Here is an 11,317-nt window from a genome sequence, read left to right on the forward strand (position 1 = left end):
CGGGTAAAGAGCGAAATTAGAGAAAAAGATCCAGGCGGAAGTAGATCGGTGCTTCGCGTTCACTCAGGGCATCTGGCCGCTCGAGGGAATGGGCGAAGGTCACGCTGGCAGCAAGGTGCTTGCCACGGGCGAACAGCTCGATGGAGTCGCTGGACACCCGGCCATGCTGCTCGGCGTTGTAGCGGTCGTTGCGGATGACGCCGACGTCATAACCGAGCCCGGCGCCGTATTCGGCGAACACCGGCTGCAACCAGGTCCAGGTCACGGGGCGGCTCCAGCGCAGGTCGTTGCGCCAGTAGTAGCCGCTGTCGCCGTTGAGGCTCTGGTCCTTGTAGCCACGGATCGAGGACTGGCTGCCCAGGCTCATGCGCTGGGAGCTGAAGAGGATGTCCTCGCTGCGCTGGCCGGTGACCAGGCTGCTGAACACCAGGGATTCGTCCCACAACTTGAACGGCTGCAGGTAGCTGGCGGTAGCGGTGTACTTGCGGTAGCGGGCGTTGGCCTGGCGGTTGCCGTACTTGTCGCGTTCGTTCTGGCGCTGGGCATCGAGGGCGCCGACCCCCTCTTGCAGGCCCAGGTCGAGGTTGACGAAGGCCCCGCCGATGCGCCGGCCATGGTTGATGCCCCACTGCGCTTCGCTGAGGCGGTTGCTGCTGGTACTGAGCTTGCTGTCTTCGATGTAGTTGTTGGTACGCAGGTGGGTCAGGCCGGCGTTGAGGGACGTCTTGCTCACCGAATCGCGGTGGATCACCCGCTCCACGCGTAACTGGTGGTTCTGGCTGTCGCCGGTCTGCTTGAAGTCGAAGCCCTGGCCCTGGGCCAGGGAGCGGTACTCGCTCTGGCTGTAGCTATAGCTGAGGTTCCACCAGCCCAGCGGCAGGTTGTAGTAGAGCATCGCGTTGCGCGAGGTCTTCTGGTGATCGCTGATGGCGTCGTGGCCGCCGCGCAGCACCAGTTGATCGGCCAGGCCCAGGGGGCTGTCCCACTCGAAGGAACTGCCCCATTGCTGCTCGCCAGTGCTCCTCTGCCCGTCGTTGCTACGGGACAAGCCGACCCGCCAGGGCTTTTGCGGGGTGTTCTTGACCAGCACCTCGCTGCCGCCCACCGCCTGGCCGGGGGCCAGTTCCATTTGCGCCTGGTTCGAGGGCAAGCGGTTGAGCTGGTCGACCATCTGCTCGATCTGCCGCAGGTCGAGCAACTGCCCGGCCTTGCCGGGAAACGCCATGCCCAGCTCACGGGCGGTGAGCTTGCTGCCTTCGGCGGCCTTCAGGCCCTCGAGCCGGCCCTCCACCACCAGCACCTGCAAGTGGCCACGGGACAGATCCTGCTGCGGCAGGTAGGCGCGGCTGGTGACCAGGCCCTTTTCGATGTAGTGGTCGGTGATGACCTTGAGCAGCTGGTTGAGCTGGGCCACTCCCAGGCACTGGCCGATGTAGGGCCTGAGCAGGCGCTCGCGCTCGGTGGCGGACAGGGCGTCGGCGCCCTTGAGCTCGATGTGGTCGATGGCAAAGCAGCGGCTGTCAGTCGGGGCCGCCGGCGCCACGGGGACAGCGCTCTTGCCGGGCAGGTCCTGGAGCTCCTCGAGGCGCCGCTGCTGCTCTTCCAGCAGGCGGTTCTGGCGATCGCGGATCAGTTCCTGGTCACCAGGATTGTTCATCGGGGCTGCTGAGGCACTGTTCAGTGAGCCTGCCAGATACAACAGGCAGGACAGCACACAACACAACCTCATCCCGAGGGTAGGAAAAAACATGTTCGGTCCTTCGAAACATACTGCAGGGGTCAACAGCGCGAGCGATACTAATGTGCCACTACGCTGGCGTCAATTATCCAACGGCCACTTCAAGCAAACGCTTGCCGGTTCCTCAGCGTGTTTTCCGTCCGAGGGAAAACAGCGTTCCAACTCGCCAGGAAACAAGGAAGTTATTTATCTATCAGGGGGTTGTTTACACCCTTGGCATAAAGGGTGGCGTAACGACAAACCCCTTGATCCAACGGCCGCAAAGCCCGGGTAACCGGGCTGTAAACCGCTTGGCCGATGTCGGACCCCGAAGGCCGAATGGAGCGCGGAGAGCATATTCCTGCAACTAACGGACAGTCACTTTAAACATCAGTCATTGATCAACATTCAGATATCTCTTAAATGAACTAAATAAACAGCTGAAGTTGAACCTATAAAAATCAGAACAATAAAAAACCCGGATCAACCGATCCGGGTTCCGTGCAATCGACGCCCGATTTGCCACCAGCCAGGTGACGCCTAGGGCTTGCCCTCGTCGTCCTCGGAGCGCAGGTGGATCACTCGCGGCGGCGGCTCCGCCACCAGGGGCGGATGCGGCTGGCTGTCGGGAGGAATGCGGTAGAACTGGGTGGTGACATGGCTGATGCCACCCTCTTCATCGTTGTGCACGATCAGGCTGCCGGGCTGGCGCATCTGGGCGAACGTGGCATCGCTGAGCTTGAAGGTCTCGCTCAGGCGCTTGTCATCCACCGCTGGTGCCGGCAGGCGCGGCGGATACTTGCGACTGCGCCGCTGGCGATAGCGGGCCCAGGAGATCAGCAGCACGGCGTTGATCACCGCCACCAGTCCATAGAACTGCAAAGTGGTCAGGGCATCGAGCACGCCGGCCTCGAACCGGGGGCCTTCATGACTGTAGATCAGTGGCCAGAGTCCACGGATCAGCAGGTACAGCAGTGCGGCCCAGGCCAGCAGGGTGAAGAAGACGTCGACCACCACCAGGAATGGACGCTGGCGAGTCCGGATGATTTTCATCAGCGCGCCTCCTCTTTGTCATCGACGGGCTTGATGCCACGGTCCGGGCTGACCCAGCGCGCACGCTTCTGCCGCTCGCTGAACAGCACCTTGGGAAAGCTCACCAGGGTGGTGAACAGGCTGATGAACCAGAACGCCAATGGATACCAGACCACCCAGAACATGGTCTTCCACAGATCCTTCTCGTAGCGCCGGTCGATCAGGATGCTGACCGCGAACTGGGTCAGGCAGACAATCGCCAGCACCAGGCCAGTGAAGGCCGGTGGCACGATGCTGTGCACCGCGATGGCCTCGGGCATGACGATGAACTTGCCCAGGGCCCAGAAGATCACCGACAGCAGGAAGGTGAACGCCCAGCCGGTGGACAGGCAATAGTCGAACAGCAAGGTCCACAAGTAGCGATGCCGCCACTCCCAGATACCCCGGATGTTCTTGAACAGCACCTCGGCGCCACCCTGGGCCCAGCGCAGCCGCTGCTTCCAAAGGCCGCGCAGGGTTTCGGGCATCAGGATCCAGCACAGGGCCCGGGGCTCGAAGAACACGTACCAGTGGTCCAGCTGCAGCTTCCAGCTGACGTCGATGTCCTCGGTGATCATGTCCGGGCTCCAGTAACCCACCCGGTGCAGCGCCGTGCGGCGAAAGGCGACGATCACTCCGGAGACGGTAAAGACCTTGCCGAACACCCGCTGGGTGCGCTTGATCAGGCCGATGATCGAGGAGAACTCGCCGACCTGTACCCGACCCACCAGGGTCGAGCGCGTACGAATGCGCGGATTGCCGGTCACCGCGCCCAGGCGCGGGTTGTCGAGCATCGGCGCCACCAGGTAGGCCGCAGTATTGGGCGCCAGCAGCGCATCGCCGTCGATGCATACCAGGTATTCGCTATGGGCGGCGACCGCGCCCATGCGCAAGGCCACGGCCTTGCCCTGGTTCTGGGCCAGGTGCAGCACCCGCAGGCGCGGATCGAGAGTGGCCAGCTGGTCGAGGATCTGCCCGGTGTTGTCCTTGGAGCCATCGTTGATGGCGATCACTTCGATGTTCGGATAATGCTGGGCCAGCGCCGCGTGGATGGTATCGGCGACGTTCTCCCCTTCGTTGTAGCAAGGAATCAGGATGCTGATCAGCGGTTCACCGGCCAGCGGCGGCGGCAGGGTGTCGTCGCTCCAGGGCCAGTGACGCTCCCAGTGCAGCCAGAAATACAGGCCACCGGCGATCCACAACGCCGACATGAACAACGGGTAGTAGAAGACGAAGTCCATGAGGAACTCGCCTGTCACCACGAAGATCAGGCCCAGGGGCACCCCCATGACCAGCGCCAGAACCACCACAGCGAAGATACGATCCATCATGATTCATGGACTCCATTTGTTGGAGAGGGCGGGCCGCAAGGTCTTCAGGTCCGGTGAGTTCTCGAGGAAGTTGTCCGGGTAGTAACCGAAGTTGATCGCTCCCTGGCGCTTGAGCCGTCCCATCCAGTCGGCCATCTGCCCGGCAGGCAGGTCGCTGGCGGGCTTCTGGGTCCAGTCCCGGGCCTGGAGTTCGAAGACCGTGCGCTGCAACGCTCCGGGGCGGGCTCGCACCTGGTCCACCAGGGCTTCCAGCCACGGCCCGGAATGCCGGGCGCTCTGGCCTTCCATCAGCGGCATGGCCATGGGCGCGGTCCAGTCGTAGCTGGCGAGGAAATCGTCGAGGTTCTGGGCGAACCAGGTTTCGCTCTGGGGATTGATGATCGGCTCGGCGAACAGGTTGCGCGCGGTCTGCACCTGGGGCCCGCGGATCGCCCGGACCTTGGCCGCCAGCTCATGGGTGAAATCGATCAGGTAGCGGCTCTTGAAGCGGGTCCAGCGCTGCAAGGCCGCAGGGTCGTCGCGCAGCTCGGCGATGGAGCCCGGCAAGCCCTGGGCGGCGTAGGCGCGCAGGGCCTCGGGGCTGGCGTCCTCGAAATCGGACAGCACCGCGTCGTCATGGAACAGGATGCCGTCCACCGAGGTCATGCGTCCCACATCCTCGTACAGGTCGCCGATCAACCGTCGTACCTGCGGATCGAACGGCGACAGCCGCCGGTACTGCTTCGGATCGACCGCCACCTGGCCGGTCTGCGGGTCCCAGCGGGTGACCCGGGGCAACCGGGCATCGAGATCGAAACTGAGCACCGGCATCCAGGCGTAGACCTTGACATGGGCTCGGGTGCGCAACTGCCAGGCGACCCGGTCGAACAGGTCGGCGCGCATGGGCAGGTGGCGGTTGGGGAAGTACAGCGACTGCACCAGGCCATCGCCCTTGGGATCGGCGAAAGCCTGGAGGAACACGGTATTGACGCCCAGGTCGGCCATGCGCTGCACCAGCTTGCCGAGGTTGATCTCCTGCTGCTTGGGGTCCGGGTCGTACACGTTGTCCAGGTCCACGTGGACCACGCGCATGGGGGCTGCGGTCTCCACGCCGACGATGCTGTTGGAGAAGTGGATGCCGTCCGGGTCCGAAACCACCAGCAGGCGCGGGCTGCTCATCAGGTTGTCGAGGCGGTCCAGGCCGTCGTCCAGGGTCAGGGCCAGCTTGAAGCCCTGGCCATCGACCACCTGCAGGGTCGAGCCATCCGCCGTGCCGTAGGGCCAGACCCAGACCCGCGGACGATAGCCGGTGGCGGCCAGGATCTTGTCCGAGATGGTGTTCACGTCCTTGCGCATGCGCGCCTGGAAATCCGCTTCGGGTTCATAGCGCCCGGTAGCGGCGTCGTAGCGGCGGGTGGCGGCGGCCGGCTGCATGTTGCCCTGGGGGTTGCCGAGGATGCCCAGGTGGCTGCTATCGGTATGGGCGGCGATCTCCACCAGCCCGGAACGGGAAATCTCGCGGATCTGCGCCCAGGTCAGGAACTGCGAGCGCGGTCGCAGCTCCCCGGCGAAGTTCACCGGCTGGTCGGCCGGGGTGTCGATCCAGGTGCCCACCGGGGCCAGCAGGGCCGGCCAGCGATAACTGCGCAGCACCGGCATGACCCGGGTATAGAAGCTGGAATAGCCATCGTCGAAACTCAGCAGCACAGCCTTGGCCGGTAGTTCCGGCCCACCCCGACGCGCCGCCAGGATCTGGTCCACGGTCACAGGCCGGTAGTCGTTCTCCCGCAGCCAGGCCAGTTGCTGGAGCAGCCGATCGGTGCGTACCGCCACCACCCGCTGGTCCGGGTTGCGGTCCTGGATATCGTGGTAGGCGATGCCCAGCACATGGTTCTTCGGCCAGGGCGCTTCGTTGTTCGGCACCGGCCGCTGCGCCGGCGTGACGAAATCCGCAGCGGGCTGGGAACAGGCACCGAGCAGCAGCGCGCCCAGCAAGAGGATGCAACGCTTGATCAGGCTCATCGTCACACTCGTCCTCTAGAAGCGATAGGTAAGGTCCACGGCCAGGCGCAAGTCGGTTTCCCGTTCACCGTCGTAGGGCCGGTTGATCACGCTCAGCACCGCGCCGATGTCGAACACATCGTTCCAGCTGTAGCGCTGGCCATAGCTGAGCAGGCCGACGCCGCCGGTGGAGTAGTCACGCTGGCTGTAGGTGCCGAGGCCCACCTGGAACTGCTGGCTCCAGGAGGTTTCGTAGCGGTGATAGAGCACGTGGTTGACGTTCACCGTCGGCAGGACACTGAAATCCGACTTGGGGTTGAAGTACGGCGTGTCATCCCGGGTGTTGTGGCTGGTGCCGACTTCCAGGCCCAGGTCGACCTGGACCCCGGGTGAGCGATACACCCCTTCGCGGCCAGTGAGCAGGGCCTCGAAACGGTTGTTGCCATCGCTGAAATGCGACGGGCTCAGGGCCAGTTTCCATTCGCGGCTTTCATTGGCGCGCCAGCGCAGGAAGGCACTGCCACCATTGGCGCTGATATCGCTGTTGAGGGCCCGCAGCGGCGTAGCGGCGGTGAGGTAGTCGAGGCTGCCGCCGTACTGCCAGTGATCGTCGATGTCCCGGGCCAGGGAAACCCGGGCGCCAGTCTTGTTGCCGTAGCCGTAGGAGTGATTGGAGACCTCGGCCTCGATGGTCATGTCGCGCGTGCGCCGCTCCACCCCCAACAACTGCCAGCGGTGATGGCCGGTGCCTTCCTGGAAATCGCCCATGGCGTAGCCGGCACCGGCGAACACGCGCCAGTCCTCGTCGATGGGCGGGCTGTAGAGTCGGCTTTCGATACCGAAGTCACGGCTGCCGGAGACCGCACCGGCACCGTTGCTGCCGCCGCCGTTGCTCTTGCCGCCATAGGTCGAGACACGCAGCTCGGCCATGTCGTGCACTTCACGCTCCCGGGCCAGGCGTTGCACCGAACGGTTCTCCGGATAACGCGCCACCACGTCGTCGGTCAGCGCATCCAGTTGCCGCCACTCCTGCAGGTCCTGGGCGGTGTGCCCCTGGGCGACTTCCAGGGCGATATCACGCGGCGCCACGCTCTCGAGCTCCTTGAGCAGGTACTCCGCCCGGCGCGGCCAGTCGCGGGCCAGGTACAGGTTGGCCTGGGCCAGGCGCACGCTGACGTCGCCCGGGGCCTTGATGGCCAGCTCATCCAGGCGCTGTTCGCTGTCGGGCAGGTTGTTGCCGTAGGTGCCGGCCTGGGCCGCCAACAGTTGCGCGTCCAGCCAGTCGTCGTTGGGGTCGCCCACGGTTTGCCCGACCAGCTGGATCCGCTGGGGCTCGCTATCGGCCAGGCCGCTGGCCACCTTCAGCGCCGCCTCGGGCTGCTCGCTTTCCAGCAACGAGTAGTACAGGGCGGTGGTGTCTTCGACCCGATTGCCACGGTCGGCATCCGGCGCGCTCAGCACCTTGCGGTACAGGTCGACGGCGACCTCGGGCTGGCGCTGGTCGAGATAGGCCGAGGCCACCCAGCGCAGGGCGTAGGTGGGAATCGCCACGCCCGCGGCGGTCAGTTGCTCGTATTCGCTGATCACCTCGGCGGTGCGTGCCCGGGACTTGAGCGCACCCAGGCGATCGATGCGCCAGCGGGTCACGTCGTCCCGGGCCTTGGGGTCGTTGCCCCAGGCAGCGAACAGCGCGTCGTAGTCGGCCAGGGCACGGTCGGCCACCACAAAACGTTCTTTCTCGCTGCGGCTGGCCAGCTCCGACAGGCGTACTCGCTCGGCGGCCAGGTCGGCCTCCATGCGCCGCTGGATCACCGGGTCGATCAACCCCGGATGCTGGCGCGCCAGGCGCACGGCGGGCTCCGGCAGGCGGGCCCGTTGCAGGGCGTAGATGTATTCGCGCAGCACATCGGGCCGGGCGCCGGCGCGCGTGAAGGCCTGGTCGTACTCCACCAGTGCATCCTGGGGCTGGTTGGCCCGCGTCAGGGCGTAGCCCAGCGCCAGGCGCCGGTTCGGATCGTCGGGCCGGGCCGCCACCAGCGCCCGGGCCCGTGCCACGGCTTCGGCCGGCTGGCCGGCATCGGCCTGGGTCAGGGCCAGGCCCAGTTGCAGGTCGGCGTTCTGCGGGTCGCGCTCCAGCGCCTGGCGATAGAGCCGGGTGGCGTTGTCCCATTGCTTGAGGTTGCGATAGGCGCGGGCAGTGGCGGTCAGGGCCTGCACCGGCAGCACACGATTGCGCCCCTGGCTCTCGTAGACATGCACCACCTCGCTATCGAGCCCGGCCCAGCTGGCGATCTGCAGGTGGTCACTGACCAGCCCGTTGGTCAACTGGCGGCTCGGCACTTGCCGCAGGTGATCCAGGGCCGGCGCGTAGCTGCCGGACCTGGCCTGGATGATCAGTTGGTCATAGGCGGCATCGGCGAACACCAGCCCCGGCAACAACAGTTGGCTGCACAGCGCCAGACGAAACAACGGACGAAGGCCATAGCGGCGAGCAGGATGGACAGTGCATTGCATTTCGTCAGCACCTTTACGTGGCTAGCCGGAGTTCCGCGCCCCCTGCCTGTACGCCCCGGCAACCGGGATCAGACACTCCAGAGAAGCTTTCCGGGAGAAGTCTTTCACGTAGGTTAGTTCAGAAATTGCAATGCAATAATTATTCAGAATCCGATCGGCGAGGCGCTCCAAAGCCCCGTGCACCGGGCCCTGGACAGCAAGACGCCCGGGCCGTGAGCAGCACGAACCGGGCGTCTGGGAGAGGCAAGCCGGGCGCCAGGGCGCCCGGCACAGCCGGTTACTGCTGGGCGCCTGCGCCTCCCAGCTTGCTCATGACAAAGCCGACGAACTGCTCGACGGTCATCTTCTGGCCGTTGAAGTTCACTTCGTTGTTGGCGTAGTGCAGAGCCGAGACCACGTTATTGCCGTCCAGCTTGGCCAGCTGGGTGGCAACGGCCATGGCGCTGAGCATTTCGGCGGTGGCCGCGCTCTGCTCGGCGATCTGCTTGGCGTCGGTCATGCCTTCGGCCTGGGCCTGCAAGGCGGCCATGTCCGCCACCATCGGCTTGGACAACGACAGCTTGGCATCGAGCTGGCTGATCAGTTGCTTGCCCAGTTCTGCGGTGGGCAGCTCCAGGCTCTGCGGCTTGGCCAGGTCCAGGCTCAGGCTGAAGCGGCTTTCGCCGTTGCCAGTCTTGAGTGCCAGGCTTTCCAGGGCGATCTGCGGCTTGGCGGCCAGGACCTTGTTCACCGCCGCACGGACCTTGACCTCCTCGGCTTCGCTCATTTGCAGCTCCGGCGCCCCTTCGCCCTTGGCCGAGGCCTCGGCGGCAGCCTTTTGATACGGCTGCAGTACGTTCTGATAGACCTGGACCAGCTCCAGCATGCCCTGGCTGTCGAGGCTCTTCATGCTCCAGAGCATCTCGGCGGAGCCCACGGCCTTGCCGTCGAAGGCGATCTCGCCCACGCGGTAATCCGCACGGCCGGCCACGTTGCTGCCGGTCTCTTCACTGGATGTCTTCTGTTCGAAGTTCTTCAGGGTCAGCACCGACTGCTTGTCGCCGAAGGTGGCATTCAGGCCGCTCAACTCCAGGGTGTTCTGGCCCAGGTAGTAGTCGAAGCTGCTCTTGTGCAGGTTGCTGGCCAGGGTCAGGCCTTTGATTTCCAGCTTGAGCGGGGCTTTGTCCGGCGAGCTGAGGAACAGGTCCAGGCTGTCCATATAGCCGTCGACCTTGGCCTTGCGGCGGTTTTCGCTGACGCTGAAGGTGGCGTTCAGGCCAGAGAACTTGAGGTTGTTCAGCTCATCCAGGGCCAGTTCCATCGGAGCGAAATCCAGGGTGCCCTCGGCGGACAGGTCGTAACCGACATTGACCACGCCCTTGAACGGTGCAGTGCCCTTGGTGGCCGCAAACCATTTGTCGGTCTGGGAGTTGTTCACCAGTTCGTAATTGCTGGAAGCCATGACGGGTAGCCACTTGAAGCGAACCAGGCGCGAGAACGGCAGCGGGCCATGCTCGATGTGGTCGGCGATCAGCAGTTCCAGATCACCGTGGAACACGTCGCCCTGGCCCTTGAGGCGATAGCGGGCGTCACTGCTGAACAGGCCGCGCTCCAGCGACACCAGCTCCAGGGTCGCGGTGGCGTTGTAGCCGATCAGCGCTGCCTGCAGCTCCTTGTTGCTCTCGACGATCTGCTGCTGCAGAACCCCTTCCAGCTTGGTGCCGGTGTACCAGGCGCCGCCGGCACTGATTGCACCTACTGCGACGACGATTCCTAACAGTACGCCTGCTGATTTATTCATGTCTGACCCGATCAATATCCGTTGTTTGAAGGTGTGGTCGTCTTCCCTGAACCCGTGATGGGTCGCGGCTCGACTCCGCGTGAAACGGGCGCAGATTATCACTGGCGGCAGGTGGGAGCCCAACAAAAGAGCGAAGCGGCGAGCAGCAAGTTCCAAGCTCCAAGCGAAAGGCAAAGGCAAAGGCAAAGGATCGCAGGCTCCAGGCTTGCGGCTTGCGGCTTGCGGCTTGCGGCTTGCGGCTTGCGGCTAGGAGTATTCGACCTCGAGGGCATCGAGTTGATGGTCGAAGCTCTTGAGCCGTGCGCTCCAGGTGTAGACCAGCACTTCGAAGTCGCGGTCGATCACCGCGCTGTTGCCACGGGACTCCCCACGGGGGTCGCAGAAGTCCAGTTGGTAGCGCTCCCGGGCCATGGCCGTGGCGACATCCGACAGCTCCCGGGCATTGCTCAGCCAGTGGTGGCCGTCCTCGGCCTGCTTGTCGAGCAGCATGCACTGCTTCTTCAGGGCCTCCAGGCTCTTTTCCAGCGGGGTGCCTGTAAGCTCGCCCATGACTTCGGCAAAGGTGCGTCCCGGCTGCCAGTAGCTGCCCCAGAAGTAGCGGTCGAACACGGTTTCGACCCGGCGCAGGGCCACCTTGGTGTCCCAGATGACCACCAGGGTCTTGCTCTGTTCGAGCTGGCGCTTCTTGATTTTCTGGCCCTGGAACGAGGACCACGCCACCACCCCGATGGCCAGCACGGCGATCAGCGCGCTGGCGCTGTCGAGAAACACCATGGCCTTGTCGATCTGGTGGGCCAGCATGACGCCGTAGAAATAGGTGGCGGACAGCAGCACCAGGGCGCAGAGCGCGCACCAGAAGCCCGGAGCATAAGGGTTTTTCATTATTGGAGTCCCCATGGCCATCACATGCTTTGATCGGTTGGA

At 64.5% G+C, this 11,317-nt stretch carries 7 protein-coding genes; all 7 read right to left on the reverse strand.

Translation table 11 applies throughout. The features are described 5' to 3' along the window. Positions 1-16: 16 nt before the first annotated feature. Complete coding sequence (locus tag LGQ10_RS18255; protein WP_319003932.1) at positions 17-1,750, reverse strand: ShlB/FhaC/HecB family hemolysin secretion/activation protein; 1,734 nt, start codon at positions 1,748-1,750, stop codon at positions 17-19. A gap of 507 nt (positions 1,751-2,257) precedes the next feature. Beyond that, a complete protein-coding gene (gene pgaD, locus LGQ10_RS18260; protein WP_058437214.1) occupies positions 2,258-2,770 on the reverse strand; it encodes a poly-beta-1,6-N-acetyl-D-glucosamine biosynthesis protein PgaD in 513 nt (170 codons plus the stop codon). Beyond that, positions 2,770-4,119 (reverse strand): poly-beta-1,6-N-acetyl-D-glucosamine synthase, encoded by a 1,350-nt coding sequence (gene pgaC / locus LGQ10_RS18265; protein WP_058437213.1) that lies wholly within the window; start codon positions 4,117-4,119, stop codon positions 2,770-2,772. Before pgaC ends, pgaD begins: the two co-directional genes overlap by 1 nt. A 3-nt stretch (positions 4,120-4,122) precedes the next feature. Further along, on the reverse strand, positions 4,123-6,120 hold the full coding sequence (gene pgaB / locus LGQ10_RS18270; protein ID WP_226522799.1) for a poly-beta-1,6-N-acetyl-D-glucosamine N-deacetylase PgaB: 1,998 nt from the start codon (positions 6,118-6,120) through the stop codon (positions 4,123-4,125). Between the two features lie 15 nt (positions 6,121-6,135). After that, the gene (gene pgaA, locus LGQ10_RS18275; protein ID WP_058436027.1) at positions 6,136-8,613 is read right to left on the reverse strand and encodes a poly-beta-1,6 N-acetyl-D-glucosamine export porin PgaA; all 2,478 of its coding nucleotides are present in this window, start codon (positions 8,611-8,613) and stop codon (positions 6,136-6,138) included. 277 nt (positions 8,614-8,890) lie between these two features. Beyond that, positions 8,891-10,393 (reverse strand): YdgA family protein, encoded by a 1,503-nt coding sequence (locus LGQ10_RS18280; protein WP_226522800.1) that lies wholly within the window; start codon positions 10,391-10,393, stop codon positions 8,891-8,893. Positions 10,394-10,639: 246 nt separating this feature from the next. Next, positions 10,640-11,275, reverse strand: a complete 636-nt coding sequence (locus LGQ10_RS18285; protein WP_226522801.1) for an NADH:ubiquinone oxidoreductase subunit N — start codon at positions 11,273-11,275, stop codon at positions 10,640-10,642. Positions 11,276-11,317 lie beyond the last annotated feature (42 nt).

Origin of the sequence: Pseudomonas sp. L5B5, assembly GCF_020520285.1 — a bacterium.
GTDB lineage: Bacteria > Pseudomonadota > Gammaproteobacteria > Pseudomonadales > Pseudomonadaceae > Aquipseudomonas.

Bases quoted from the DNA above. Each gene is read 5' to 3' on its own strand.
- LGQ10_RS18255 (WP_319003932.1), bottom strand. From the start codon at position 1,750: ATGTTTTTTCCTACCCTCGGGATGAGGTTGTGTTGTGTGCTGTCCTGC.
- pgaB (WP_226522799.1), bottom strand. From the start codon at position 6,120: ATGAGCCTGATCAAGCGTTGCATCCTCTTGCTGGGCGCGCTGCTGCTC.
- LGQ10_RS18280 (WP_226522800.1), bottom strand. From the start codon at position 10,393: ATGAATAAATCAGCAGGCGTACTGTTAGGAATCGTCGTCGCAGTAGGT.
- pgaA (WP_058436027.1), bottom strand. From the start codon at position 8,613: ATGCAATGCACTGTCCATCCTGCTCGCCGCTATGGCCTTCGTCCGTTG.
- pgaC (WP_058437213.1), bottom strand. From the start codon at position 4,119: ATGATGGATCGTATCTTCGCTGTGGTGGTTCTGGCGCTGGTCATGGGG.
- LGQ10_RS18285 (WP_226522801.1), bottom strand. From the start codon at position 11,275: ATGAAAAACCCTTATGCTCCGGGCTTCTGGTGCGCGCTCTGCGCCCTG.
- pgaD (WP_058437214.1), bottom strand. From the start codon at position 2,770: ATGAAAATCATCCGGACTCGCCAGCGTCCATTCCTGGTGGTGGTCGAC.